The 23,900-nt window shown below is 65.3% G+C and carries 26 protein-coding genes, 1 tRNA gene and 1 pseudogene; 18 read left to right on the forward strand and 10 right to left on the reverse strand.

The features are described 5' to 3' along the window. Nucleotides 1-4: 4 nt before the first annotated feature. The 4 genes from fdhE to ABOA88_RS19010 all read left to right on the forward strand — a co-directional run bounded on the left by fdhE (nucleotide 5) and on the right by ABOA88_RS19010 (nucleotide 4,504). Nucleotides 5-925 (forward strand): formate dehydrogenase accessory protein FdhE, encoded by a 921-nt coding sequence (fdhE, locus tag ABOA88_RS18995; RefSeq protein WP_070573904.1) that lies wholly within the window; start codon nucleotides 5-7, stop codon nucleotides 923-925. Nucleotides 926-1,055: 130 nt separating this feature from the next. Continuing rightward, complete coding sequence (gene selA, locus ABOA88_RS19000) at nucleotides 1,056-2,483, forward strand: L-seryl-tRNA(Sec) selenium transferase (protein ID WP_367851961.1); 1,428 nt, start codon at nucleotides 1,056-1,058, stop codon at nucleotides 2,481-2,483. Then, nucleotides 2,480-4,402 carry a selenocysteine-specific translation elongation factor gene (gene selB, locus ABOA88_RS19005; protein ID WP_367851962.1) on the forward strand — a complete coding sequence of 641 codons (1,923 nt, stop codon included), beginning with the start codon at nucleotides 2,480-2,482 and terminating at the stop codon, nucleotides 4,400-4,402. The genes selA and selB overlap by 4 nt, the downstream gene beginning before the upstream one ends. Nucleotides 4,403-4,408: 6 nt before the next feature. Then, nucleotides 4,409-4,504: transfer RNA gene (locus ABOA88_RS19010), tRNA-Sec, on the forward strand. Nucleotides 4,505-4,577: 73 nt separating this feature from the next. Here the strand turns inward: ABOA88_RS19010 and ABOA88_RS19015 are convergent. Together ABOA88_RS19015 and ABOA88_RS19020 are read right to left on the reverse strand one after the other, a co-directional pair. Further along, on the reverse strand, nucleotides 4,578-5,567 hold the full coding sequence (locus tag ABOA88_RS19015; protein ID WP_367851963.1) for an asparaginase: 990 nt from the start codon (nucleotides 5,565-5,567) through the stop codon (nucleotides 4,578-4,580). A gap of 70 nt (nucleotides 5,568-5,637) precedes the next feature. Beyond that, nucleotides 5,638-7,080 carry an alanine/glycine:cation symporter family protein gene (locus ABOA88_RS19020; protein ID WP_043210256.1) on the reverse strand — a complete coding sequence of 481 codons (1,443 nt, stop codon included), beginning with the start codon at nucleotides 7,078-7,080 and terminating at the stop codon, nucleotides 5,638-5,640. Nucleotides 7,081-7,255: 175 nt separating this feature from the next. Here ABOA88_RS19020 and ABOA88_RS19025 point away from each other — a divergent pair, with 175 nt between their 5' ends. The 4 genes and pseudogenes from ABOA88_RS19025 to ABOA88_RS19040 all read left to right on the forward strand — a co-directional run. After that, complete coding sequence (locus ABOA88_RS19025; protein WP_043210254.1) at nucleotides 7,256-8,068, forward strand: helix-turn-helix domain-containing protein; 813 nt, start codon at nucleotides 7,256-7,258, stop codon at nucleotides 8,066-8,068. 157 nt (nucleotides 8,069-8,225) lie between these two features. Further along, nucleotides 8,226-9,110: a sugar nucleotide-binding protein gene (locus ABOA88_RS19030; protein ID WP_196165024.1), complete on the forward strand. Its 885-nt coding sequence runs from the start codon at nucleotides 8,226-8,228 to the stop codon at nucleotides 9,108-9,110. Beyond that, nucleotides 9,103-10,035 carry an NAD-dependent epimerase/dehydratase family protein gene (locus ABOA88_RS19035; protein ID WP_196170836.1) on the forward strand — a complete coding sequence of 311 codons (933 nt, stop codon included), beginning with the start codon at nucleotides 9,103-9,105 and terminating at the stop codon, nucleotides 10,033-10,035. The genes ABOA88_RS19030 and ABOA88_RS19035 overlap by 8 nt, the downstream gene beginning before the upstream one ends. A gap of 123 nt (nucleotides 10,036-10,158) precedes the next feature. After that, nucleotides 10,159-10,530 (forward strand): annotated as a pseudogene (locus ABOA88_RS19040) (MFS transporter); the annotation flags it as partial. Here ABOA88_RS19040 and ABOA88_RS19045 read toward each other — a convergent pair. From ABOA88_RS19045 to ABOA88_RS19065, 5 genes are all read right to left on the reverse strand, one after another. Continuing rightward, complete coding sequence (locus ABOA88_RS19045) at nucleotides 10,518-11,201, reverse strand: OmpW/AlkL family protein (protein ID WP_196170837.1); 684 nt, start codon at nucleotides 11,199-11,201, stop codon at nucleotides 10,518-10,520. The pseudogene ABOA88_RS19040 and the gene ABOA88_RS19045 sit on opposite strands and share 13 nt — an antisense overlap. Nucleotides 11,202-11,310: 109 nt before the next feature. Further along, on the reverse strand, nucleotides 11,311-11,823 hold the full coding sequence (locus ABOA88_RS19050) for a DUF3299 domain-containing protein (RefSeq protein ID WP_196170838.1): 513 nt from the start codon (nucleotides 11,821-11,823) through the stop codon (nucleotides 11,311-11,313). Between the two features lie 9 nt (nucleotides 11,824-11,832). Then, nucleotides 11,833-13,098: an ABC transporter permease gene (locus ABOA88_RS19055; protein WP_367851964.1), complete on the reverse strand. Its 1,266-nt coding sequence runs from the start codon at nucleotides 13,096-13,098 to the stop codon at nucleotides 11,833-11,835. Beyond that, entirely contained in the window at nucleotides 13,098-13,808 is a 711-nt protein-coding gene (locus ABOA88_RS19060) for an ABC transporter ATP-binding protein (protein WP_367851965.1), read from the reverse strand. The genes ABOA88_RS19055 and ABOA88_RS19060 overlap by 1 nt, the downstream gene beginning before the upstream one ends. Then, nucleotides 13,809-14,387, reverse strand: coding sequence for a DUF2796 domain-containing protein (locus ABOA88_RS19065; protein WP_367851966.1), 579 nt, complete (start codon nucleotides 14,385-14,387; stop codon nucleotides 13,809-13,811). Between the two features lie 134 nt (nucleotides 14,388-14,521). Between ABOA88_RS19065 and ABOA88_RS19070 the strand changes: the two genes are divergently transcribed. Continuing rightward, the gene (locus ABOA88_RS19070) at nucleotides 14,522-14,866 is read left to right on the forward strand and encodes a hypothetical protein (RefSeq protein WP_196170842.1); all 345 of its coding nucleotides are present in this window, start codon (nucleotides 14,522-14,524) and stop codon (nucleotides 14,864-14,866) included. A gap of 103 nt (nucleotides 14,867-14,969) precedes the next feature. Here the strand turns inward: ABOA88_RS19070 and trxA are convergent, their stop codons facing one another. Genes trxA through ABOA88_RS19085 form a run of 3 tightly spaced genes read right to left on the reverse strand, consistent with a single transcriptional unit; the run spans nucleotide 14,970 to nucleotide 16,989 of the window. Continuing rightward, nucleotides 14,970-15,842 (reverse strand): thioredoxin, encoded by an 873-nt coding sequence (gene trxA / locus ABOA88_RS19075; RefSeq protein WP_196170843.1) that lies wholly within the window; start codon nucleotides 15,840-15,842, stop codon nucleotides 14,970-14,972. A 31-nt stretch (nucleotides 15,843-15,873) separates the two neighbouring features. Further along, nucleotides 15,874-16,533, reverse strand: a complete 660-nt coding sequence (locus ABOA88_RS19080; protein ID WP_367851967.1) for a class I SAM-dependent methyltransferase — start codon at nucleotides 16,531-16,533, stop codon at nucleotides 15,874-15,876. Beyond that, nucleotides 16,534-16,989, reverse strand: coding sequence for a hypothetical protein (locus tag ABOA88_RS19085; RefSeq protein ID WP_196170845.1), 456 nt, complete (start codon nucleotides 16,987-16,989; stop codon nucleotides 16,534-16,536). Nucleotides 16,990-17,094: 105 nt separating this feature from the next. Here ABOA88_RS19085 and nrdR point away from each other — a divergent pair, with 105 nt between their 5' ends. The 9 genes from nrdR to ABOA88_RS19130 all read left to right on the forward strand — a co-directional run bounded on the left by nrdR (nucleotide 17,095) and on the right by ABOA88_RS19130 (nucleotide 23,822). Further along, nucleotides 17,095-17,559: a transcriptional regulator NrdR gene (gene nrdR / locus ABOA88_RS19090; protein ID WP_043210325.1), complete on the forward strand. Its 465-nt coding sequence runs from the start codon at nucleotides 17,095-17,097 to the stop codon at nucleotides 17,557-17,559. 2 nt (nucleotides 17,560-17,561) lie between these two features. Beyond that, entirely contained in the window at nucleotides 17,562-18,692 is a 1,131-nt protein-coding gene (gene ribD / locus ABOA88_RS19095; protein WP_367851968.1) for a bifunctional diaminohydroxyphosphoribosylaminopyrimidine deaminase/5-amino-6-(5-phosphoribosylamino)uracil reductase RibD, read from the forward strand. Between the two features lie 43 nt (nucleotides 18,693-18,735). After that, on the forward strand, nucleotides 18,736-19,401 hold the full coding sequence (locus ABOA88_RS19100; RefSeq protein ID WP_043210224.1) for a riboflavin synthase: 666 nt from the start codon (nucleotides 18,736-18,738) through the stop codon (nucleotides 19,399-19,401). Nucleotides 19,402-19,419: 18 nt separating this feature from the next. Then, on the forward strand, nucleotides 19,420-20,511 hold the full coding sequence (gene ribBA, locus ABOA88_RS19105) for a bifunctional 3,4-dihydroxy-2-butanone-4-phosphate synthase/GTP cyclohydrolase II (RefSeq protein WP_043210223.1): 1,092 nt from the start codon (nucleotides 19,420-19,422) through the stop codon (nucleotides 20,509-20,511). A gap of 91 nt (nucleotides 20,512-20,602) precedes the next feature. Continuing rightward, nucleotides 20,603-21,079, forward strand: a complete 477-nt coding sequence (gene ribH / locus ABOA88_RS19110) for a 6,7-dimethyl-8-ribityllumazine synthase (RefSeq protein WP_043210219.1) — start codon at nucleotides 20,603-20,605, stop codon at nucleotides 21,077-21,079. Continuing rightward, nucleotides 21,076-21,576, forward strand: a complete 501-nt coding sequence (gene nusB, locus ABOA88_RS19115) for a transcription antitermination factor NusB (protein ID WP_043210218.1) — start codon at nucleotides 21,076-21,078, stop codon at nucleotides 21,574-21,576. The genes ribH and nusB overlap by 4 nt, the downstream gene beginning before the upstream one ends. Before the next feature lie 18 nt (nucleotides 21,577-21,594). Continuing rightward, nucleotides 21,595-22,557 carry a thiamine-phosphate kinase gene (gene thiL / locus ABOA88_RS19120; protein WP_367851969.1) on the forward strand — a complete coding sequence of 321 codons (963 nt, stop codon included), beginning with the start codon at nucleotides 21,595-21,597 and terminating at the stop codon, nucleotides 22,555-22,557. Further along, complete coding sequence (locus tag ABOA88_RS19125; RefSeq protein WP_043210214.1) at nucleotides 22,554-23,057, forward strand: phosphatidylglycerophosphatase A family protein; 504 nt, start codon at nucleotides 22,554-22,556, stop codon at nucleotides 23,055-23,057. Before thiL ends, ABOA88_RS19125 begins: the two co-directional genes overlap by 4 nt. 15 nt (nucleotides 23,058-23,072) lie before the next feature. Beyond that, nucleotides 23,073-23,822: a substrate-binding periplasmic protein gene (locus tag ABOA88_RS19130; RefSeq protein WP_196170848.1), complete on the forward strand. Its 750-nt coding sequence runs from the start codon at nucleotides 23,073-23,075 to the stop codon at nucleotides 23,820-23,822. Nucleotides 23,823-23,900 lie beyond the last annotated feature (78 nt).

Here is a 23,900-nt window from a genome sequence, read left to right on the forward strand (position 1 = left end):
GCGCTTGAGCACGATACTTGAACCTGGGCAGATCGAAGCGTCGGCCGTGGCGCCGCCGTTTCTGAACCTGCCGCCCGCCAACCTGTTCGAACGGCGCGCCGAGCGCCTGGAGCACCTGGCCGAGGGCAATGCCCTTGGCCAGTACCTGATGCTGGTCGCGCGGTTGTGCCGCCTCCAGCAGCAGCTTGTGGATAACCCGCCCGGTGACTTGCCGGTGGCAGACGAGCGCCAGCGGCTGTGCATAAGTCATGGCTTGCCGCCGCTGGCAGCCGACAGCCTGGTACGCGAGGGGCCCTGGTTGGCTTGGCTGCAGGCGCTGCTCGAGTACTTCGATGAGGCGTCAGACGGGCCCTTGGGCGAGGCGCTGCGATCCTTGCGGGAAAGCGACGACAGCCAGCGCAAAGGCTGGGCCATCGCCCTGCTGGCCGGTCAATACGATGCCGTACCGGCGGCGCTGGTGCCCTTCATCGGCGCGGCGCTGCAGGCGGCCTGGTCCTATTGGCTGCTGGCGCTGCCGGAGCCTGAACTCAAGCCCGCCGACAGCCTGGCCCAGTGTCCGGCCTGTGGATCACCGGCCATGGCCGGGGTGGTGCGCAACCGCGGCAAGCATAATGGCCTGCGATACCTGGTCTGTTCACTGTGTGCCTGCGAGTGGCATGTGGTGCGGGTCAAGTGTGTGTACTGCGAGTCGAGCAAGGACCTGCGTTACACCAACCTGGAGGATGACCGGCACGCGCCGGGCAAGGCGCCACTGCGCGCCGAATGCTGCCCAGGATGCCAGCATTACCTGAAGCAGAGTTACCTGGAAAACGACGCCGCGGCCGAGCCGCTGGCCGATGACCTGGCGAGCCTGGCGCTGGATATCCGCCTGGACGAGGAGGGCTTCCAGCGGCTGGCGCCGAACCTGATGCTGGCGCCGGGATAGAGGAGAGTGTCTACACTGCAAGATCGAGTTGCCCTGTTCGCGGGTAAGCCCGCTCCCACAAGGTTCGGCGGAGCGGGTTTGCCCGCGAACAGGGCGCAATAGACTAAGGATCAGTTTAAGGTAGTACTGCATGTCCTCGAGCCCCGCCAGCGACACCCCACGCCTGCCGTCCATCGACACCCTGCTACGCCACCCGACCTGCGAGCCGCTGATCGAGCGCCATGGCCGCGAGGCCGTGCTAGCCACCCTGCGCCAACTGCTTGGCGATCTGCGAGAGCCCGCTCGCCTTGGTCAGATGAGTGCGGTCGAGCTGGTGCCGGATGTTCTTAATGGTCGCGCCGGCGAACGCCTGGCCATCCAGCAGCGCAGTCAGGTCCGCCGCGTGTTCAATCTCACCGGCACGGTCCTGCATACCAACCTGGGCCGTGCGCTGTTGCCCGAGGAGGCGGTGGAAGCCATGCAGGTCGCCGCCCGCCACCCGCTGAACCTGGAGTTCGACCTGGCCACCGGCAAACGCGGTGACCGCGACGACCTGATCGAAGGCCTGATCCGCGAGCTCACCGGGGCCGAGGCCGTGACGGTGGTCAACAACAATGCCGCTGCCGTGCTGCTGGCACTCAACAGCTTGGGCGCGCGCAAGGAGGGCATCATCTCCCGGGGCGAGCTGATCGAAATCGGCGGCGCCTTCCGTATCCCCGACATCATGGCCCGCGCCGGTGTCCGCCTGCATGAGGTCGGCACCACCAACCGCACCCACGCCCGTGACTACGAAGGTGCGATCAACCCGCGTACGGGTTTGCTGATGCGTGTGCATTGCAGCAACTACAGCATTCAAGGCTTCACCACCCAGGTACCCACCGCCGAGCTGGCAGCCATTGCCCGCGCTCATGGCCTGCCACTGCTGGAGGACCTGGGCAGCGGCAGCCTGCTCGATCTCACCCGTTGGGGCCTGCCGGCCGAGCCCACGGTGCGCCAGGCCCTGGCCGACGGCGCCGACATCGTCACCTTCAGCGGTGACAAGCTACTCGGTGGTCCCCAGGCCGGCATCATCGTCGGGCGCAAGGAACTGATCGCCAAGATCAAGAAGAACCCCCTCAAGCGCGCTCTGCGGGTCGACAAGATCACCTTGGCCGCGCTGGAGGCCGTGCTGGCGCTGTACCGCAATCCGGATCGGCTGGCCGAGCGATTGCCCAGCCTGCGCCTGTTGACCCGCTCGCAGGAAGAGATTGCGGCCCAGGCCGAGCGTCTGGCCCCGGCGCTCGCAACCTGCCTGGGGGCGCAATGGGCCGTGAGCGTCGAGCCGGCCCTGGGCATGATCGGCAGCGGTAGCCAGCCGGTGGCGCGTTTGCCCAGCGCCGCCCTGTGCCTGCGTCCGCAGGTGTCGAAGAAGCTGCGCGGGCGCAGTTTGCACGTGCTGGAGCGCGCCTTGCGCGACCTGCCGGTGCCGGTGCTCGGACGCATCGACGATGACGCCCTGTGGCTTGACCTGCGTCAGCTCGACGACGAGGCTCACTGGCTGGCGCAACTGCCAGCACTGCGCCTGGGGCCGGTCCAGTGATCGTCGGCACCGCCGGCCATATCGACCATGGCAAGACTGCACTGCTCCAGGCCCTGACCGGCCAGGCCGGTGACCATCGCCAGGAAGAACGCGCCCGTGGCATGACCATCGACCTCGGCTACCGCTATGCTGCGCTGGCCGAGGGGGCGCGTTTGACGGGTTTCATCGACGTACCCGGACACGAGCGCTTCATCCACAACATGCTCGCCGGTGCCCATGGCATCGACCTGGTGTTGCTGGTGGTGGCCGCGGACGATGGCGTCATGCCGCAGACCCGCGAGCACCTGGCGATCATCGAGCTGCTGGGCATCCCCCAGGCCTTGGTGGCGATCAGCAAGTGCGACCGGGTCGAGCCGCAGAGGGTGGCGCAGGTCCAGGCTCAGGTGTCGGCGCTGCTGGCGCCTGGGCCTTACGCGCAGGCGAAGCAGTTCCCCTTGTCCAGCGTCACCGGTGAGGGCGTCGAGGCGTTGCGCCAGGCGCTGCTGGAGGCTGAACACGCTGTAGGTCAACGCCGCGCTCGCGGTGGTTTCCGTCTGGCCGTGGATCGGGCGTTTGCCGTGGCCGGCGCCGGTATCGTGGTCACCGGCACCGCTTTGGCCGGGCAGGTCAGCGCCGGTGATACCTTGCTGCTGGGCAAAGCCGGCAAGCCGGTGCGGGTGCGCGGGCTGCACGCGCAGAACCAGGCCGCGCTGGTAGCCCAGGTCGGCCAGCGGGTGGCGCTTAACCTCCACGCCGAGCGCCTGGCACTGGAGCAGATCCATCGGGGCGACTGGCTGGTACCGGACTGGCTGCATGCGCCCAGCATGCGGGTGGATATCCATCTCACGTTATTGCCCAGCGAGACGCGGACCTTCGAGCATTTCAGCGCCGTGCACGTGCACCTGGGCACCCAGGACGTCACGGCGCGCGTGGCGCTGCTCGAGGGGGAGAAACTGCAGGCAGGGCAACGGATGTTCGCCCAGCTGCTGCTCAACGCACCTTTGCAGGCGGTGCATGGCGATCGGCTGGTGCTCAGGGATCAACGCGCCCAACGCACCTTGGGCGGTGGGCGCGTGCTCGACCCCTTTGCCCCGAGCCGGCAACGGCGAAGTGAAATGCGCCTGCGGCAGTTGCAGGCCCTCAGCGAGGCCGAGGCGTTGGAGCAGGCCTTGCCGGCCTTGCTCGATGCCGCTCCCGGCGGGCTGGATCCGCAGCGCCTGGAGCGTCAGTTCAATCGACTGCGCGAAACCTGGGTATTACCTGAAGCGGTCCAGGTCATCACCACGCGGCAAGGGCAATTGCTATTCGCCAGGCACCACTGGCAGACGCTGAAGGAGCGGGTCACGATGCAGTTGGCGCTGTTCCATGAGCAGGAGCCTGACCAGCTCGGGCCGGATCGCGACCGCCTGCGCAGGTTCGCGGCGTTGCCCACGGAGCGGCCGGCGTTCGTCAGTTTGCTGGAGGAGTTGCTCGAAGCCGGCAAAGTCGTCAGTAGCGGGCCGTGGTTGCATTTGCCGGAACACAAAGTGCAATTGAGCGAGGCCGACGCTGCCTTGTGGGCGCTGCTGGAGCCTGAGTTGTCGAGGGGGGAGTACGATCCGCCCTGGGTCAGGACGTTGGCCGCGGCGCAAGGACGCGATGAAGCCGACGTGCGCCTGTTGCTGCGCAAGCTGGCCCGGCTGGGGTTGGTGCACCAGGTAGTGCGCGATCTTTTTTACCCTGAAGCGACTGTCCGGCGCATGGTAGACATGCTCTTGCAGCTGTCGGCCAGTACGCCGATAGTGCAGGTGGCCGCGTTTCGCGATATGTTGGGCATCGGTCGCAAACGCAGTGTTCAGATCCTCGAATACTTCGACCGAATCGGCCTGACCCGGAGGGTCGCCGACCAGCGTTACATCCGAGCCGACAGTGCACTGGCCGAGCAGCAGACCAGGCACTGACTACAAGGAAGGCAATCGCGCCCGGTGGCGCGGCCGGGCTTCAAACCCGGTTGGGGACGGCATCCGTTCCCGGGCAGGTTCGACTCCCGCTGCCTTCCGCCATTTCTCCGAGAACCTCTGGGAGCGGGTTTATCGAGGCGTCGAACCGCCGCGAATGCGTCAGTCTGGGCGGCCTTCAGGCCCGCTCACCGCACAGGTCCAGGGCAAACCAGTGCTCTGCCGCCTGCACATCCAGCCCTGCGCCCAGCAATGCGAACAGCTTGCCCAGCGCCGCCTCGCGGGTCATGCCGCCGCCGCTGACCAACCCGGTATCGCGCAGGCGGCTGCCAGCGGCATAAGTATCGAACACCACCGAACCTTCAGGGCACTGGCTGATCGCAACGATCATCACCCCGCGCGCGCGGGCTTCGTGCAGCGCGTCCAGCAGCGCCTGGTCATCCGAAGGGCCGGTGCCGCTGCCGTAGCATTCCAGCACCAGGCCCTGCACGCCGGCAGCGAGCATCGCCTGCACGAAGCTGGCCTGCAGGCCAGGCACCACCGGCAGCACCGCAAGGTGCACCGGCTGGCGACGTTGGCGATAGTCCAGTGTCGGCGGGATCGCCGTGGCACGCTTGCCTTCGCGGTGGCGGGGCAGGGCTGCGAAGGCATCGAAGGCCTCGCTGCGCAGCTTCGAGGCCCGGCAGCCATGCAGCAGTTGGCCGTGGAAATACAACTGCACGCCATCGGCCAGCCCGCTTTCGAACAGGTGCAGGGCACCAAGCAGGTTGTCCCAGGCGTCGCTGTCTGGCGCACCGGCCGGCAGCATCGAACCGGTCAACAACACCGGTACCGGCAAGCCCAGCAGCAGGAACGACAGCGCCGCCGCGCTGTAGGCCAGGGTATCGGTGCCATGCAGCACCAGCACACCGTCATGGCCGTCGTGTTCCACCGCCTCGACGATGGCATCGCGCATGGCCAACCAGTTGGCCTGCTGCATGTTGGCACTGTCGATCAATGGGTCGAGCTCGCGCAGCGACCATTGAAGGCTTGGCGCCTCGGCGTGCAGCACCAGGTGCTCGCGCATTCGCGCCTCGAAGCCGCTTGCCGGCGCCAGGCCCTCGGGGGTCTGCAGCATGCCGATGGTGCCGCCGGTATAGAGGACGAGAAGATTCTTGACTGCACGCATGGAAAGCATCCGTAGCGATGAGCGGAGAAGGAAAGCCGCCCCGGACGGGGCGGCTGGGCAGCAGAGGATATCAGCGCTGTGGCTGAGCTTGGGCGACGGCTTTGTCAGCGGCGGTTTCAGCCTGAGGATTGGCCGGCCAGGCGTTGCGGTCCAGGTCCAGGTCAGCGAACTTGCTGGAGTCGAACACCGGCTGGTCGATGCCCGCGCGGCGCTGTTCGTCGTAGTCGCGCATCACGCGCAGACCGACCTTGAACAGCAGGGCCAGGGCGATCAGGTTGACGAACGCCAGGCAGGTCATGGTGATGTCGGCGAAGGCGAACACGGTCGATAGGTCTTGCATCGAGCCCCACACCACCAGCGCCAGTACCAGGCCGCGGAAGATCATCAGCACGACACGGTTGCGGCTGAGGAACTGCAGGCTGTTCTCGCCCAGGTAGTAGTTGTAGAGGATGCAGGTGAAGACGAACAGCGACAGGGCGATGCTGACGAACAGGCGGCCCCAGTCACCGACCACGGCGGCCAGCGAGTTCTGGGTCAGGACGATGCCATCACCTTCGAAGCCCGGCGTGTAGAAGCCCGACAGCAGGATCAGCAGCGCGGTGCAGGTACAGATCACGAAGGTATCGAGGAACACGCTGAAGGCCTGGACCACGCCCTGGGCGCCCGGGTGCTTCACGGCGGCCACGGCGGCGACGTTCGGCGCACTGCCCAGGCCCGCTTCGTTGGCGAACACGCCACGCTTCACACCCATGACGATGGCGCTGCCGAGCAGGCCGCCGAACGCAGGGTCGAGGCCGAAGGCGCTCTTGAAGATGGTTTCCAGCATGGCTGGGACGTGTTCGATCTGGGTGCCGATCACGTACAGGGTCACGCCGATGTAGGCCAGGGTCTTGATCGGAACCAGCAGGTCCGACACCGCGGCGATGCGCTTGATGCCGCCGATAAAGGTGATAGCCAGCAGCACGGCCAGGACGATGCCGGTGTGCTTTGGATCGAAGGCAAAGGCGTTCTGCAGCGAGTGGGTCACGGTGTACGACTGCAGGCCAATGAAGGCGAAGCCGTAGGTGACCAGCAGCAGGATCGAGAACACGATCGCCATGCTTTTGAGCTTCAGGCCGTGCTGGATGTAGTACGCCGGACCGCCGCGGTACAGGCCGTCGCCGTCGGCGCGCTTGTAGACCTGGGCCAGGGTGCATTCGAAGAAGCTGCTGGACATGCCCACCAGCGCGGTGACCCACATCCAGAACACGGCGCCTGGGCCACCGAGGGTCACGGCGATGCCGACGCCTGCGATGTTACCGGCGCCCACACGGCCGGCAAGGCTCAGCATCAGGGCCTGGAACGAGCTCAGTTGGCCTGCCTGGCCGCGAAGGGATTCCTTGAAGACCCCGAACATGTGGCCGAAATGACGGAACTGGACGAACCGAGAGCGGATGGTGAAGTAACCGCCGAGTCCGACGATCAGCACGATGAGGAGTTTCCCGGAAAGGAAATCGTTGAGTGCTTCGAGCATTGAAAAATGACCTCGATTCTTATTGTTCGTGTGGAAAGACCAGCGGGCGGCAGGCGCACCGCTATTGGGGGCGCATGGTTGGCCATGACAACAACGGTTACAATTTCGCGTGTTGCTCTGACTTGATGCGACTTGATGCTAAACTTGCACCACTCGCATCATCTGGATCCTTCTCATGGGCGATCATTTCGCTATCAATCTCAAACTGGCGTGCAGTCACTACCGCTCTATTTCAGAGGTTTGCCGACAGCTCTCGATCAACCGCGCGCAGTTCAACAAGTACCTCAGCGGCCAGAGCCGTCCGACGGCATACAACCTCAAGCGCATTGGTGATTTCTTCGGTGTCGAGGAATACGAGCTGGGTCTGCCGCCCGAGCAGTTCGCCCGCCTGATCGGGGCGCGCAATCTGTCGGCCGAGTCCGGACCGCAGAACGATCCCATCAGCGAGCTGTTCAAACCGTTGCATGCCCATGCGGGCAATCTGTCGCGCTATTGCGGCTACTACTTCGAGTACTCCAACTGCATGTCGGTCCCAGGCTCGATTCTGGTGTCGCTGGTGCATCTGTGGGAGGAGCGCGGCAGCTTTCTGTTCGAGCGCCAGGAGCGACAGGAGCGCTCAAGTGCCACCGACCTGCATGCAGAGGTGCGTTGCCGCTACCTGGGCGCGGCCTTCCAGTTGCAGGACCGGGTCTTTCTGATCGACTACGAGTCGCTGACGCTCAACGAGATGAGCCAGACCGTGCTCATCCCCAGCTTCAAGAGCCGTATCACCCGCCTCAATGGCCTGAAGACCGGCGTCTCCAGTGGGGACCGGCGCAACCCGGCCTGTACCCGCGTGGTATGGGAGTACCTGGGCGAGGAGATCAACCGCATCAACGCCTACCGCCAGGTCCGGCTGTACCGCCCGGACGACCCGCGCATCGATGACGACGTGCGCGAGCGTCTGAAGGCAGGGCCGATCAGCAACGGCTTGTTCGAGATCGAGTGAGCCCTGTCCCGCGATGCACGCGGCGCGCTGCTTGGCAATTCGTCATCGACGCCGAATATCCTGTCGCGCCCAGGCATGTGCTGTGGTTGGACTTCCCCGAGAGGAACCCGCAAAATGTCCGCTTCCTTCTATCAACCTGTTCGGATCTGCTGACTCTATGCGTATGCGCCTGATGCTGTTGGGTGGTGGCAATGCCCTCGGGCAAGCGCTGATTCGTCTCGGGGCCGAGGAGGACATCGGATTCCTGGCGCCGCGCCCACCGGAGAACGGCTGGGGGCCGGCCAGTCTTACGCAATTGCTTGACGATCACCGTCCCGATGTCGTGGTCAACCTGGCGTACTATTTCGACTGGTTCCAGGCCGAGTCGGTCAGCGAACAACGCCTGGCGTTGCAGGAGCGGGCCGTGGAGCGGCTGGCCGAGCTGTGCCAGCACCACCAGATCATTCTCGTGCAGCCTTCGAGCTACCGCGTGTTCGATGGCTCAAGGGCTACGGCCTACAGCGAAAAGGATGAGCCGGTGCCACTGGGCCTGCGTGGCCAGGCGCTCTGGCGCATCGAGCAGAGCGTTCGGGCGACCTGTCCGCAGCATGTGCTGCTGCGTTTTGGCTGGGTGCTCGACGAAAGCATCGATGGTGTGCTCGGGCGCTTCCTCACCCGCGCCGAGCAACCCCAGGAACTGCTGCTGGCCGACGACCGCCGCGGCAACCCGACGCCGGTCGACGACGCCGCACGGGTGATTCTCTCGGTGCTCAAGCAGCTCGATTGCGACGCGCCGCTGTGGGGCACCTACCACTACGCCGGCAACGAGGCGACCACGCCGCTGGCGCTGGGCCAGGCGATCCTCGGCGAGGCGGCGCAGTGGCACAAGCTGGCCGTGCAGGCACCTACGCCCCAGGCCCATGCCGCGCGCCCCGACGCCAGCGAGGAGCCGCAGAACGCGGTGTTGGCCTGCAAAAAGATTCTTCACACCTTCGGCATCAAGCCCCGTGCCTGGCGCGCCGGCTTGCCGCCTCTACTGGACCGGTTCTACCGACATGGCTGACGCCCCCATCCTGATCACCGGCGGTGCCGGCTTCATTGGCTCCCACCTGTGCGATGCGTTGCTGGACAAAGGCTATGCGGTACGGGTGCTCGATGACCTCTCCACCGGCAAGCGCGCCAACCTGCGTCTGGACCATCCCGGCCTGGACCTGATCGAAGGCGACGTCGCCGATGCCGAACTGGTACGCCGAGCCACGGCAGGCTGTCGCGCCGTGGTGCACCTGGCCGCGGTCGCGTCGGTGCAGGCGTCGGTCGAAGACCCGGTGCGTACCCACCAAAGCAACTTCATCGGTACCCTCAATGTTTGCGAAGCCATGCGCCTGGAAGGCGTGCGGCGTGTGTTGTTCGCCTCCAGCGCGGCGGTCTATGGCAACAACGGCGAGGGCCAATCGATTGCCGAGGACACGCCCAAGGCGCCCTTGACCCCCTATGCGGTGGACAAGCTGGCCAGCGAGCAGTACCTGGACTTCTATCGTCGCCAGCATGCGCTGGAGCCGGTGGTGTTCCGTTTCTTCAACATCTTCGGGCCGCGCCAGGACCCATCTTCGCCCTATTCCGGGGTAATCAGCATCTTCTGCGAACGCGCTACCCAAGGCCTGCCGATCACGGTCTTCGGCGATGGCGAGCAAACGCGAGACTTCCTGTATGTGGGCGACCTGGTCCAGGTGATGATCCAGGCGCTGGAGCTTGAGCAGGTCGAGGAAGGCGCGGTGAACATCGGCCTGAACCAGGCGACCTCGCTGAACCAGTTGCTGGCGGCGCTGGAAAAGGTGGTCGGCAGCCTGCCTGCCATCCACCACGCCCCGGCGCGTTCGGGCGACATCCGCCATTCGCGGGCGGACAACACCCGCCTGCTGGCGCGTTTCGACTTCCCCCTGCCCACCTCGATGGTCGATGGATTGGCCCGGCTGTTGGGCAAAGCCTGATCCCCTTGACCAACGCGCGCCATGGGTTATTGCCCATGGCGTACGCGCTGGCGATGACAGTCCTCCGGGCCCAGTAGGCGGCCATCCCTGACTCGTACCTGCAGGCGTTCGATGGGCTGGCCGTTGGCGTTGTCATGGCTGCCGAGCGCCCTGCTCGAGCATTCGCTGTGGGCATTGGTGGTGGGGGTATTGATCCTGGATTTAGCCGTGCAGGCGGTCCGTGTGACCAGTCAGAGCCTGCTGCTGGCTGGGTGAGGCGAAATGGCGAGTCGGTTGATCGGCGCCTACATGTGCTGTTATGCGATCGGCAGTGGGTTAGGGGCGGTAGTCGCGACGTGGGTATATGCCCGCTGGGGCTGGCTGGCGGTGTGTGGCCTGGGCGCATCGATCAGCGCTTTGGCCTTGGGTTACTGGGTGTGCCTGGAGATCGGCGGGAGCGTGAAGCGTGACATGGCGGCCAAGGCCGCCATGTCGGGCGGGGATCAGAACTTGTAGCCCACGCCTACCATGTAGACCCACGGATCGACGTCCACGTCGACCTTGGTCTTGCCCACATTCAGGGCGCTTGGGCCGTCCACGGTGGCCTTGGTGTCGATGTCGATGTACCAGACCGAGGCGTTGACCAGCAGATTCTCGGTGAGCATGTAGTCCATGCCCAGCTGGGCAGCGAGGCCTACCGAGTCTTGCAGTTTCAGGTTGCTGAAGCCCTGTTGCTTGCGGGTGCTGCTGAGGTCCTCGTCGAAGAAGGTGGTGTAGTTGATGCCCACGCCCGCATACGGCTGGAACTTCGAAGAAGGCTCCATCGGGTAGTACTGCAGCGACAAGGTCGGCGGCAGTTGCTTGATGTCGGCTAGCTTGCCGTCCAGGCCAGGGCCAAGGCCTTTGACGGCCACGGTGTGGTTGAACGGTGTGGCGGCCAGCAGCTCCAGGCCGATGTGGTCGGTGAGCATGTAGGCGAAGGTCAGGCCCAGCTGGGTATCGCTGTCCAGGGTCGCCTTGGTGCCCGGCACCTTGGCGCCATCGAGCTTGAGGTCGCTGCTGTTTTCGTTCGGCGCTACGGTGATGGCACCGGCACGCAGGATGAAATCACCGGCCTGGTGGGCGTGGGCGACGGGGGCAGCGAGCGCCAGGGCAATGAGCGAGGCGCCGAGCAAGGACTTGTTCATGGAAGCTCCCAAAGGACGTAAGTAATCGAGTAGTCCAATGGTAAGGAGCCGGCCGAAACGAACTGTTGATTCAGCTCAACGAAGCCGTGTCGCAACGTCTAAGCAGTGCTTATTGCAGCTCGTAGGCGTAGATTTTTTCCGCTTCCATCTGGTAGCCGGCATCGGCCAGTTCACTGCTGGTGGCTTTGACCTGCATCCGGCCCTCGATCCAGTAGGGCTGGTAGAGGTCTTCGATGCGCACGCCCATCTCGCTGACGATATGCACGATCTGGTTCGCCGGTGGCGGCGGCACGTGGATGCAGGCGCCGTAGTAGGGCACCAGGAGGAACTCAGTGGTACGGCCTTCCTCGCTCACTTCCAGCGGCACGATGTAGCCGGGCAATTTGACCCACTGGCCATCCAGCGCTTTGACCACCGGCGCGTGGGGCGCCTGCTGGCGCGCGGCAGGGGCCGACTCGGCCAGGGCATTGCCCAGTTGCGACAGGTCATGCAGCGGTGCCATCTGGGGCGGGGCCACCGGCGCGCCCTCGGGGATCAGGGCAGGCCAGTCCAAGGTTTTGGGCTCGTCGCCCCAGGCAGGGGCCAGCATGAACAGCAGCAACAGCACGAGTTTGTGACGCATGATCGGATCTCAGAGATGGATCGACAGGCCATCGGCCAAAGACTGACGATAGGCACGCCAGGCCGGCACGCTGCCCATCAGCAGTGCGGCGCCCAGGATGATCGCCAGCAGCGTCCATTCATGGGCGCTCGGCCAAGCCAGCGGCAGGTAGAGGCCATAGTTGGCCTGCACGTAGCCTTGGGCCAGGGCGATTCCCGCATACAACAAGCCTAGCCCTGCACCGATACCGGCCAGTGCCAGGGCGAGCGCTTCGAGCACCAACAGCCCGGCGATGTGCCAGGGCCGCGCGCCCACCGAGCGCAGGATGGCCATCTCCCGGCGGCGCTCGTTGAGGCTGGTGAGGATCGCCGTGAGCATACCGATCAAACCCGTCAGCACCACGAACAGCGACACCACGAACAACGCCTGTTCGGCTGTGCCCATCAGGCTCCAAAGCTCCTGCAGGGCAACCCCAGGGAGGATGGCCAGCAGCGGCTCGCTACGGAATTCGTTGATTTCCCGCTGCAGGCTGAAGGTGGCGATCTTGTTGTTCAGGCCCAGCATGAACGCCGTGATGGCGGCAGGTTGCAAGTCCGTGCCGCGTGCCTGCTCGGCGCTGATACGTCCGGCGCCACGGGCTGGAACGCCGTTGTGCCAATCGACGTGGATTGCCTCCATGCCGGCCAGGCTGATGTGCAGGGTGCGGTCCACCGGCGTGCCGGTGCGTTCGAGGATGCCGACGACGGTAAAGGGTTTGTCGTCGTGCTTGACCAGGCTGATGGCAGCCACGCCGTGGGCTAGCACCAGCTTGTCACCGAGTTTGTAGTGCAGCGCCTCGGCCACTTCGGCGCCCAGCACCACCTCGAACGGGTCTGCTGCGAAGGGCCGGCCCTGGCTCAGGGCCAGATGTTGCTGGCGTCCGAACTGGTAATGGTCGAAGTATTCGCCTGTGGTACCCATCACCCGATAGCCGCGATGGGAGTCGCCGAGGGAAATCGGGATCGCCCACTTCACCCGCGGGTCCTTGGCGTAGTGTTCGAAGCTGTCCCAGCGGATGTTGTTGGTGGCATTGCCGATGCGAAACACCGAGTACAGCAGCAGGTTCACCGACCCCGAGCGGGCCCCGACGATCAGGTCGGTGCCGCTGATGGTGCTGGCGAAGCTGGCGCGGGCCTCTGTGCGCACGCGCTCAACGGCCAGCAACAGGCACACCGACAGAGCGATGGCAAAGGCCGTCAGGAAGGCGGTGAAGCGACGGTTGGCCAGGCTGGCCAGGGCAAGGCGGAGCAAGTACATCAGGCCTCCTGGGACTTGGCCGCGCGATTGAGTTCGGCCAGGGACAGATGACGGTCGAACAGCGGTGCCAGGCTCTGGTCATGGCTGACGAACAGCAGGCTGGAGCCCGCCGCACGGCATTCGTCGAACAACAGGCGGATGAACGCCTCGCGGGTATCGGCATCCAGCGCCGAGGTGGGCTCGTCGGCGATCACCAGTTCGGGTTGGCCAATCAGCGCCCTGGCTGCGGCGACCCGCTGCTGCTGGCCGATCGACAGGCTGTCTGCGCGCCGGACAAGTAGCGCCGGGTCAGTCAGGCCCAGGTGGGCCAACAGCGTGGCGGCCGCCTGGTCGATGCTGCCATGGCGCTGGACCGCCCGTTCGGCGCGGCTGCGCGAGAAGCGGCAGGGCAACTCGACGTTCTCCCGTACCGAGAGAAACGGCAGCAGGTTGAACTGCTGGAAGAGATAGCCGGTGTGGTCGACCCGAAAACGATCTCGGGCGCCCTGGCCCAGGGCGCCGAGGTCCTGGCCGAGCAGCAGGATTCGGCCTTGATCGGGCCGGTTCACCCCGCCCAGCAGGCCGAGCAATGTCGTCTTGCCGCTGCCGCTAGGGCCCTTGAGGAACAGCGCTTCGCCGGCTTGCAGGCGAAACGCGGGGATGTCCAGCAAAGGTGGCTGGCCGGGCCAGGCGAACTGCAGCCCTTGCAGGTCGATCAGCGCCTGGCTCATTCAGAACACGACCACGCTGTTGGCGGGGGAGGCTTGCAGGCCTTTCTGGCCGTTCGGGCCAATCAGTTGCACGTTGATCTTCTGGGTCGCCGGGAAAGCCTGGAACAGCGGGGCGAGGTCGACCTGGGCGAGCTTGCCAGGCGCTACGCATTTGAATTGGTAATGGGCGTTGACGTCGGCGTGTTCATGCCCGTGCGCGTGCCCATGTTCGTCGTCGCCATCGTCGTGGGCGTGTGGTGCATCGCCAAACAGCGGGCTGCCGAGTTCCTGGGCGTCCTCCGTGCAACCGGCGGCCTGGTCTACGCCGAACAGCTTCAACGGTTGCTCCAGTTGCTGGCGTACGGCGACGACCTTGGCCTTGTCGGTGTCGCGGGTGGCCGCATGCTCGAAGCCGACCAGGTTCATGGCCGGGCTGTCCAGTTCCAGTTCCAGGGTGTTGCCGTCGAGCACCACGTTGAGTGTGGCCACGCCATGTTCATGAGCGCCGAGGCTGCCGTGGGCCTGATCGTGATCATCGTGGGCCTGGGCTACAACCAAGGGAAGCAGGGCGAAGGGCAGGGCGAGAAGCAAGCGGCGCATGGAGGGCTCCAGGGGCGGGCAAGAAAAGATTTCGTAATGTTATAACAAATTTTTCGACGCTGGCCACCTGCCTGGCGCAGGTTTCATGTTCGTGGGAGCATGAAGCCATCGACCCTGTAGGTAAGGAAGGTAGCGTGAGAATTCGTGGACAGATCGGCGACTGGCCGGTGGACCTGACCCTTGAGCTGGAGCCTGCGGAGTGGGCTCAGTTGGGACGTCAACTGGAGGCACCGGCCGTTGCCGAAGCGGCGGCTACGAACGCAACCGCCACACCGCGGCAGGACGATGGGCAATGGTTGGCCGCCTGTGAGCTGCTGCGTCAGGCCGGGCAGATCAGCGGGCCGGAGTTGCTGGGGCGTCTGGAGGGGCTCGCCGGCAGCACGGCGGCGGGCAAGAGGCTGTTGGTGCGTTTGCGCCACAGCAATCAGGTGAAGGTGGAAAGCGGGCCGGACGCGCCGGTGTATCACTGGGTGGGATGAGCGAGGGTCGCTGTTCGGCCCCATCGCAGGCTATCGCCACCCCGACAACAGTTTGGGAACTGGCGTAGCCTACGCTTGGGCTGCAAAACGGCCGCAAAGATGATCAGAACATCGCTGCCGACAGCTTGCGCCGGTAAATGCTCACCAGCGGGTGGTCATTGCCCAGCAGCTCGAACACCTGCAGCAACGCCTTCTGCGGCAAGCCGTCTTCGTAACCACGGTTGCGCTGGAACAGCTTGAGCAGGCCCTCGAGCGCTGGCTCGTACTGCTGGCGAGCCAATTGCTGGATGCACAACTGGTAGGTTGCTTCGTCATCCTGCGGGTTCTGCGCCAGGCGGCTCTTGAGCTCGGCAACTTCCGGCAGGCTGGCGGCCTGACGCAGGAAGGTCAGCTGTGCCTTGGCGCCGGCCAGGGCGGCCTTGTGCTCGTCGGTCTTGACCGCATCCAGCACCACCTGAGCTTCGCCCAGCTCGCCTCGCTCGGCCAGGCAACGGGCATAGAGGATCAGCCCCTCGACATTGCTGTTGTCTTCGCTCAGCAGCGCCTGGAGCAGCGCTTCGGCTTCGCTGAAGCGGCTCTCGGCGAACAGTGCCTTGGCCTGCTCCAGCGGCGAGGCGGTCGGTGCGGCGGGCATTTGCACGTGGGGTTCGAGCATCGCGCGGATGGCCGACTCAGGCTGGGCGCCGGCAAAACCGTCGACCGGTTGACCGTCCTTGAACAACACCACGGTCGGCAGGCTGCGGATGCCGAACTGGGCGACGATCTGCTGCTCCACATCGCAATTGACCTTGGCCAGCAGCAACTCGCCCTGGTAGCCCTCGGCGATCTTGGCCAGCAAGGGCATCAGCGCCTTGCACGGCGCGCACCATTCGGCCCAGAAATCCACCAGCACCGGCTTGTGGAAGGAATTCTCGATGACCAGTTGCTGGAAGGTGGCATCGCTGGCATCGAAAATGTACGGCGTGTCTTGGTTCATCGCGACTCTCGCAAATCCTTGAATGGCACCACTATAAAGGCTCGCGGCTGGCGTGGTACAGGCTGACCCGGCGGAATTCGTGTGGCTCGGCCAGGTCCGGCAGGGTCAGTGCCTCGAGCACGCCAAGCGCCTGATAGCGCGGGTGATCGAAGTTGCGCACCCGGGAGTCGGCCACCAAGGCCTGGCGACCGCGGCTTAGGAACTCATCGAGCAGCGGCAGGTTGGCGCGGTCGTAGAGCACGTCGGCGACGAGGATCAGGTCGAAGCGGTCCTGTTCGGCGAAGAAATCGCTGCTGTAGCCGAGTTCCACGCCGTTGAGTGCGGCATTGGCGCGACAGGCGTCCAATGCCAGCGGGTCGAGGTCGCAGGCCACGACTTCGAGTGCGCCTGCACGTGCGGCGGCAATACCGGCGATACCTGAGCCTGCGCCGAAGTCCAGCACCCGCTTGCCGCGCACCCAGTGCGGTTGCTCGGCCAGGTAGCGGGCCATGGCCAGGCCGCTGGCCCAGCAGAAGCTCCAGTAAGGTGGTTCATCGAGGATGCGCTGGGTTTCCTCGGGGCTAAAGGCGCGGTCCATGTTGTCGGCGTCGATCAGCCAAAGCTTCAGTTCGCAATCAGGTAGCTCGCTCTCGACCAGGCGCGCCTCGCCGATCAGACCGCTTAGGGCCCGCTGCAGATGCAATGGGGGCATCTAGGGCGCCTTCTCGAAACGCAGGGGGCCAGTGGCCTGGGTGGTGGCCTGGGCGATAGGCAGAGGTGGCAGGTGCAGGATCAACTGTCCGGAGCGACTGGCCCGGCCGCGCAACTCCACGCGAGCGCCGGCAGGGAAGGCTTCGGGGCTGAAACGCAGGCGATAGGGCAGGTCCTGGCCAGTACCGATGAGGTTGCTGCTGGCCAGCAGGCGCTGCGGGCGGCCACGCTCATCGATGACCAGCAGCGCCAGTTCCACTTCGGCGCCGGCCGGCACTTGCAGCAAGGTGCCGCTCAGTTCGCGCTGGTAAGCCGGCAGCGGACCCAGATCCTCGCCTTTTTTCTTCATCGCCTTGGCCGGCGGCGCGGTGACGGTTTGCTCGGGCTTGGGTTGGTCGCTGCCGCAGGCGGCGAGCAGGCCGGTGAGGCACAGCACGACGAGCGCTCGGTAATGCATGGGGTAATCCTTCGCAGGCAGAATTCCATGGATGGTAAACCCTTTGGCTTGTCTTGCCAGTGGGATGCGCTACCATGGCCCTCCCTTTTTTTGTTGCCTGCCACCATGCACTGTCCCTTTTGCGGTGCCAACGACACCAAGGTCATCGACTCGCGTCTGGTCGCCGAGGGCGAACAGGTGCGCCGCCGTCGTGAATGCGTCGCTTGCGGCGAGCGTTTCACCACCTTCGAGACCGCCGAACTGGTCTTGCCCCGGCTGATCAAGCAGGACGGCACCCGCCAGCCCTTCGATGAAGAAAAACTGCGCGCTGGCATGCAGCGGGCGCTGGAAAAGCGTCCGGTCAGTGTCGAGCGCCTGGAAGCGGCGCTGGCGCACATCAAGCACAAGCTGCGCGCTACCGGTGAGCGCGAGGTCAAGTCGCTGGTGGTCGGTGAGCTGGTGATGGCCGAGCTGCGCAAGCTCGACGAAGTCGCCTACATCCGTTTCGCTTCGGTCTACCGGCGCTTCCAGGATCTCGACGAGTTCCGCGAAGAGATCGACCGCCTGGCCCGAGAGCCCGCCAAAGAATGACCATGCCGAGCCAAACCGCCATTCTCGATGCCCACTACATGGCGCGAGCCCTGGAGCTGGCCCGCAAGGGCCTGTACAGCACCCATCCCAACCCCCGTGTGGGTTGTGTGATCGTACGGGACGGCGAGGTGGTCGGCGAAGGCTGGCACGTGCGCGCCGGCGAACCCCACGCCGAAGTCCATGCCCTGCGCCAGGCCGGCGAGCGAGCGCGAGGGGCGTGTGCCTACGTGACGCTCGAGCCTTGCAGCCACCATGGCCGCACCCCGCCGTGCGCCGAGGCGTTGGTGCAGGCTGGTGTGGCCCGGGTCGTGGCGGCGATGCAGGACCCCAACCCGCAGGTGGCAGGCAAAGGCCTGCGCCGCTTGGCCGAGGTCGGTATCGAGGTCAGCAGCGGCGTGCTCGAGGCCGAAGCCCGGGCGCTCAATCCGGGCTTTCTCAAGCGCATGGAGCACGGTCTGCCATTCGTGCGGGCCAAGCTCGCCATGAGCCTGGACGGGCGCACTGCCATGGCCAGCGGCGAGAGCCAGTGGATCACCGGCCCTGCCGCGCGCGCTGCAGTACAGCGCCTTCGCGCCCGCTCCAGCGTGGTGCTGACCAGCGCCGAAAGCGTGCTGGCCGACAGCGCCCGCATGACCGTGCGCGGCGCCGAACTGGGCCTGGACCCGGACACCGCCGCCCTGGCCCTGTCGCGCCCACCACTGCGTGTGCTGATCGACGGACGCCTGCGCCTGCCGCTGGACGCTCCGTTCTTCCAGGCTGGCCCGGCCCTGGTGGTGACCGCCCTCGCCGACGACCCTCGCTACGCCCAGGCTGGCCACGAGTTGCTGAGCCTGCCAAGCGAGCATGGCCGGGTCGATCTCCCAGCCGTGCTGCGCGCCCTGGCTGCCCGTGGCGTCAACGAAATCCTGCTGGAGGCCGGCGCTGGCCTGGTCGGCGCTTTCGCGAGCCTGGGTTTGGTGGATGAATTCCAGCTGTTCGTCGCCGGCACCTTCCTGGGCAGCAGTGCCCGCCCGCTGCTGGACTGGCCGCTGGCAACGATGAGCGAGGCCCCGCGTCTGAAAATCACCGAGGTGCGCGCAGTCGGCGATGACTGGCGGATCACGGCCATTCCCTTGCCGGCGTCCGGCGTATAATGCCTGGCTTGCCACGCGCAGCCCTGTTCCCGAGGAGGACACCATGTTCACCGGCATCATCGAATCCATCGGCACCATCCGCAGCCTGACGCCCAAGGGCGGTGACGTGCGCGTCTATGTAGAGACCGGCAAGCTTGACCTGGCCGACGTCAAGCTCGGCGACAGCATCGCCGTCAACGGCGTCTGCCTGACGGCCGTGGAACTGCCAGGTGACGGCTTCTGGGCCGATGTCAGCGTCGAAACGCTCAAACGCACCGCCATGGTCGACCTCAAAAGCGGCAGCCGGGTCAACCTGGAAAAAGCCCTGACTCCCACCACCCGCCTGGGCGGTCACCTGGTCAGCGGCCACGTCGACGGCGTCGGCGAGATCATTTCGCGCAGCGATAACGCGCGCGCTATCCAGTTCCGCGTGCGTGCGCCCAAGGAGCTGGCCAAGTACATCGCCCACAAAGGGTCGATCACCGTCGACGGCACCAGCCTGACGGTCAATGAGGTCGATGGCGCTGAGTTCGAGCTGACCATCGTCCCGCACACCCTGTCCGAAACCATCATGGCCGACTACCGCGCAGGTCGTCGGGTCAACCTTGAGGTCGACCTGCTGGCCCGTTACCTGGAGCGTCTGCTGCTGGGCGACAAGGCTGCCGAGTCGAGCAAGGGCAGTGGCATCACCGAAAGCTTCCTGGCCGCCAACGGCTACCTGAAATCCTGATTGAGAAGGGGGTGCCGAGTGGCGCTCAACAGCATCGAAGAGCTGGTGGAAGACATCCGCCAGGGCAAAATGGTCATTCTCATGGACGACGAAGACCGTGAGAACGAAGGCGACATCATCATGGCCGCCGAGTGCTGCCAGGCCGAGCACATCAACTTCATGGCCAAGCACGCCCGTGGCCTGATCTGCATGCCGATGACCCGCGAGCGCTGCGAAACGCTCAAGCTGCCGCTGATGGCGCCACGCAACGGTTCGGGCTTCGGTACCAAGTTCACCGTGTCGATCGAAGCGGCCGAAGGCGTCACCACCGGCATCTCCGCCGCCGACCGCGCACGTACCGTGCAGGTGGCCGCCGCTCGCGATGCCAAGGCCGACGACATCGTCAGCCCAGGCCATATCTTCCCGCTGATGGCCCAGGCCGGCGGCACTCTGGCCCGCGCCGGGCACACCGAAGCGGCCTGCGACCTGGCGCGCATGGCCGGGTTCGAGCCCAGCGGTGTGATCTGCGAAGTGATGAACGACGACGGCACCATGGCTCGTCGTCCTGAGCTCGAGGCCTTCGCCGCCGAGCACGGCCTGAAGATCGGCACCATCGCCGACCTGATCCACTACCGCATGATCCACGAGCGCACCGTGCAGCGTATCGCCGAGCAACCGCTGGACAGCGAGCTGGGTCAGTTCAACCTGGTCACCTACCGCGACGCGGTGGAAGGCGACGTGCACATGGCTCTGACCCTGGGCACCATCTGCGCTGAAGAGCCGACCCTGGTGCGCGTGCACAACATGGACCCGCTGCGTGACCTGCTGATGGTCAAGCAACCGGGCCGCTGGAGCCTGCGTGCGGCGATGAGTGCCGTGGCCGAGGCCGGCAGTGGCGTGGTACTGCTGTTGGGCCACCCGCTGGACGGCGACGTGCTGCTGGCGCACATCCGCGAAAGCGCCGGTGACGCCCAGCCCAAGACTCCGACCACCTACAGCACCGTCGGCGCCGGTTCGCAGATACTGCGTGACCTGGGCGTGCGCAAGATGCGCCTGATGAGCTCGCCGATGAAGTTCAACGCGATATCCGGATTCGATCTGGAAGTTGTAGAATACGTGCCCTCCGAGTGACACAGGCGTAACTGTCGTCCTGCCGCTCGTGTCCAAACCCTCCCGCAGGCCGCGTGTGCGCGGCCTCGCTCTTTAAGATGAGAACACCGGAATGACCCTGAAGACCATCGAAGGTACCTTCATCGCCCCCAAAGGTCGCTATGCTTTGGTGGTTGGCCGCTTCAACAGCTTCGTCGTCGAAAGCCTGGTGAGCGGTGCCGTTGATGCCCTGGTACGCCATGGCGTCAGCGAAAGCGACATCACCATCATTCGTGCCCCGGGCGCCTTCGAGATCCCGCTGGTGGCACAGAAAGTCGCCCAACAAGGCGAATACGACGCGATCGTCGCCCTGGGCGCGGTGATTCGCGGCGGTACCCCGCACTTCGAATACGTGGCGGGCGAGTGCACCAAGGGCCTGGCCCAGGTGTCCATGGAGTTCGGTGTTCCGGTGGCCTTCGGTGTTCTGACCGTCGACTCCATCGAGCAAGCCATCGAGCGTTCCGGCACCAAGGCCGGCAACAAAGGTGCCGAAGCTGCCCTGTCCGCCCTGGAAATGGTCAGCCTGCTGGCGCAGTTGGAGGCCAAGTGATTAGCGACGAAAGCGATCGTTTCAACCCGCGCGAGCCACGCGCGGCGGATGCTGGCAAGCCCTCGAAGAGCGCCAAGCGCCGCGAAGCCCGTAAGCTCGCGACCCAGGCGCTGTACCAGTGGCACATGGCCCAGCATTCGCTGAACGAAATTGAGGCTCAGTTCCGGGTCGACAACGATTTCTCCGATATCGATGGCGCCTATTTCCGCGAGATCCTGCATGGGGTTCCGGCAATCAAGGGCGAAATCGACAAGGCCCTGGCTCCGTGCCTGGACCTGCCGCTTGAGGAACTCGACCCGGTCGAGCTCGCGGTGCTGCGCCTGTCCACCTGGGAGTTCATCAAGCGCGTCGACGTGCCGTACCGCGTCGTGATCAACGAAGGCGTGGAACTGGCCAAGGTCTTCGGCGCCACCGATGGCCACAAGTTCGTCAACGGTGTGCTGGACAAGCTGGCTCCGACGCTGCGTGACGCGGAAGTCAAGGCGAACAAGCGCTGATCGCGGCGCTTTCCGACCATGGGTGAGTTCGAGCTGATCCGCCATTACTTCGCCGCTGCGTCCTGTGCGCAGGGCGGCGAAGGCGTGGTCCTTGGCATCGGCGACGACTGCGCCCTGCTGGAGCTGCCGGTCGGCGAGCAACTGGCGGTGTCCACCGACACCTTGGTCGAAGGCGTGCATTTCCCTGCGGCCTGCGATCCGCTGCTGCTTGGCCAGCGTTCCCTCGCGGTGGCCGTCAGCGACTTGGCGGCCATGGGCGCCGACCCGATCGGCGTCACCCTGGCCCTGACCTTGCCCGAGGTCGGCGCCGACTGGCTCAGGCAGTTTGCCGACGGCCTCAACCTCATGGCCCACCGATGCGGCGTTAGCCTGATCGGCGGCGACACCACCCGCGGCCCCTTGAGCATCACCGTCACCGTGTTCGGCAAAGTGCCCGCCGGCCAGGCGATGCGCCGTAGCGGCGCCCGGCCGGGCGATCTGCTGTGTGTCGGCGGTCACCTGGGCAATGCCGCAGGTGCCTTGCCGCTGGTGCTGGGCCAGCGCCAGGCGCCCGTCGAGGTCGCCGAGCCGCTGCTTGCCCACTACTGGTCGCCGATGCCTCAGCTTGTCTTGGGCCGGCAGTTGCGCGGTCGGGCCACGGCAGCGTTGGATATCTCCGATGGGCTGCTGGCCGATTGCGGCCACATCGCCAAGGCTTCGGGCGTTGCCCTGGAGGTGAACGCCGAGCAGGTGCCCGTCTCGCCGGCCCTGGAGGCCTTCCTGGGTCGCGAGGCGGCTCTGCACGCCGCGCTCACCGGTGGTGACGACTACGTGCTGGCGTTCACCCTGCCTGAAGCACTTCTTTCATCCTTGCCTGAAACGGGCACCATCCATGTCATCGGCCGCGTGTGCGAAGGGCAGGGTGTGAGCCTGTGCGACCGGCAGGGCCAGGACATCACCCCGACGCAACGGGGCTATCAACATTTTAGGGAGACACCGTGACCGACCACCCCAACCAGGTGCCTGCGGAGTTCGTTCCGCCTTCGGTCTGGCGCAACCCCTGGCATTTCATTGCCTTTGGCTTCGGTTCCGGCACTTTGCCCAAGGCGCCCGGCACCTGGGGCTCGCTGGTCGCCTTGCCGTTCATCCCGCTCTGGCAGATGCTGCCGGACTGGGGGTACTGGCTGTTGCTGGGTATCACCATGCTGTTTGGCTTCTGGCTGTGCGGTAAAGTCGCCAATGACTTGCGTGTGCACGACCACGAGGGCATTGTCTGGGACGAGATGGTCGGGATGTGGATCACCCTGTGGCTGGTGCCAGAAGGCTGGCAATGGCTATTGGCGGGGTTCTTGATGTTCCGCTTCTTCGACATCCTCAAGCCATGGCCGATCCGCTGGGTCGATCGTCACGTGCACGGCGGTGTCGGGATCATGCTCGACGACATCCTGGCTGGTGTGTTCGCCTGGCTGGGCATGCAGGTGCTGGTATGGGTGGTTGCCTGACTTAAGGAGCGGGTCATGGGCATAAGGACGGTGCTGCTGGCAATGGTGTTGCTGCTTGCCTCAGGTGCGAGCGCGGTCATGGCTGAAAGCCTGCCCCGGCAGATCCATCTGGTCAGCGAAGAGTGGCTCGACTACACCAACGCCGATGGCACCGGCGTGGCGTGGGATGTGCTGCGCAAGGTCTTCGAGCCGGCAGGCGTGAAGGTACTGACCCAGAGCGCGCCGTACAGCCGGGCGGTAGGGTTGGTCAAGCGCGGCGAAGCCGATGCCTGGGTCGGTTCCTATCATGAGGAAAACGACGACAACCTCTACCCCCGCTGGCATTTCGATGTGGACCACATCTATGCCCTGGGCCTGGTCAGCAAGCCTGTGCCGACGCCCGAGAACATCGGCCAGTACCGGCTGGCCTGGGTACGCGGCTATGAATTCCAGGACTACCTGCCTCACGTCAAAAGCTACCGCGAGGTCCAGCGCCGCGAGGGGATCCTGCCGATGCTCGAGCATGATCGCGTGGACTTCTATATCGATGCCTTGACCGAGGTCGACTATGTCCTGGACCAGGCACCTAATCCTGATCGCTGGCGTCGTACCCATGTTGCAGAGCTGCCGCTGTACCTTGCCTTTGGTCGCAACGACAAGGCCAAGGCGCTGAGCGAACTGTTCGACCGGCGCATGCAGGAACTGGTGCGCAGCGGCGAGCTCAAGCCGATCTTCGAGCACTGGCAGCAGCCGTACCCTTTCACGCCAGACAGCCAGCCGTACTGAGATGGCTCGAGGGCGCTGTGGGAGCGGGTCACCCGCGAACACCGGCGCAGTCGCTGCCTTACGCTGGGATACCTGCTT

The sequence above is a fragment of the Pseudomonas sp. PKS genome (assembly GCF_051913525.1).
GTDB classification, from domain to species: Bacteria; Pseudomonadota; Gammaproteobacteria; order Pseudomonadales; family Pseudomonadaceae; genus Aquipseudomonas; species Aquipseudomonas guariconensis_D.

Excerpts from the sequence above, each read along its gene's own strand:
- ABOA88_RS19080 (WP_367851967.1), bottom strand. The coding sequence starts at position 16,533 with ATGCCCCCATTGCATCTGCAGCGGGCCCTAAGCGGTCTGATCGGCGAG.
- ABOA88_RS19035 (WP_196170836.1), top strand. The coding sequence starts at position 9,103 with ATGGCTGACGCCCCCATCCTGATCACCGGCGGTGCCGGCTTCATTGGC.
- ABOA88_RS19050 (WP_196170838.1), bottom strand. The coding sequence starts at position 11,823 with ATGCGTCACAAACTCGTGCTGTTGCTGCTGTTCATGCTGGCCCCTGCC.
- ABOA88_RS19130 (WP_196170848.1), top strand. The coding sequence starts at position 23,073 with ATGGGCATAAGGACGGTGCTGCTGGCAATGGTGTTGCTGCTTGCCTCA.
- thiL (WP_367851969.1), top strand. The coding sequence starts at position 21,595 with ATGGGTGAGTTCGAGCTGATCCGCCATTACTTCGCCGCTGCGTCCTGT.
- ABOA88_RS19100 (WP_043210224.1), top strand. The coding sequence starts at position 18,736 with ATGTTCACCGGCATCATCGAATCCATCGGCACCATCCGCAGCCTGACG.
- trxA (WP_196170843.1), bottom strand. The coding sequence starts at position 15,842 with ATGAACCAAGACACGCCGTACATTTTCGATGCCAGCGATGCCACCTTC.
- ABOA88_RS19015 (WP_367851963.1), bottom strand. The coding sequence starts at position 5,567 with ATGCGTGCAGTCAAGAATCTTCTCGTCCTCTATACCGGCGGCACCATC.
- ABOA88_RS19055 (WP_367851964.1), bottom strand. The coding sequence starts at position 13,098 with ATGTACTTGCTCCGCCTTGCCCTGGCCAGCCTGGCCAACCGTCGCTTC.
- ribD (WP_367851968.1), top strand. The coding sequence starts at position 17,562 with ATGCCGAGCCAAACCGCCATTCTCGATGCCCACTACATGGCGCGAGCC.
- ABOA88_RS19020 (WP_043210256.1), bottom strand. The coding sequence starts at position 7,080 with ATGCTCGAAGCACTCAACGATTTCCTTTCCGGGAAACTCCTCATCGTG.
- ribH (WP_043210219.1), top strand. The coding sequence starts at position 20,603 with ATGACCCTGAAGACCATCGAAGGTACCTTCATCGCCCCCAAAGGTCGC.
- nrdR (WP_043210325.1), top strand. The coding sequence starts at position 17,095 with ATGCACTGTCCCTTTTGCGGTGCCAACGACACCAAGGTCATCGACTCG.
- selA (WP_367851961.1), top strand. The coding sequence starts at position 1,056 with ATGTCCTCGAGCCCCGCCAGCGACACCCCACGCCTGCCGTCCATCGAC.
- ABOA88_RS19045 (WP_196170837.1), bottom strand. The coding sequence starts at position 11,201 with ATGAACAAGTCCTTGCTCGGCGCCTCGCTCATTGCCCTGGCGCTCGCT.
- ABOA88_RS19085 (WP_196170845.1), bottom strand. The coding sequence starts at position 16,989 with ATGCATTACCGAGCGCTCGTCGTGCTGTGCCTCACCGGCCTGCTCGCC.
- ABOA88_RS19065 (WP_367851966.1), bottom strand. The coding sequence starts at position 14,387 with ATGCGCCGCTTGCTTCTCGCCCTGCCCTTCGCCCTGCTTCCCTTGGTT.
- ABOA88_RS19060 (WP_367851965.1), bottom strand. The coding sequence starts at position 13,808 with ATGAGCCAGGCGCTGATCGACCTGCAAGGGCTGCAGTTCGCCTGGCCC.
- ABOA88_RS19030 (WP_196165024.1), top strand. The coding sequence starts at position 8,226 with ATGCGTATGCGCCTGATGCTGTTGGGTGGTGGCAATGCCCTCGGGCAA.
- ABOA88_RS19025 (WP_043210254.1), top strand. The coding sequence starts at position 7,256 with ATGGGCGATCATTTCGCTATCAATCTCAAACTGGCGTGCAGTCACTAC.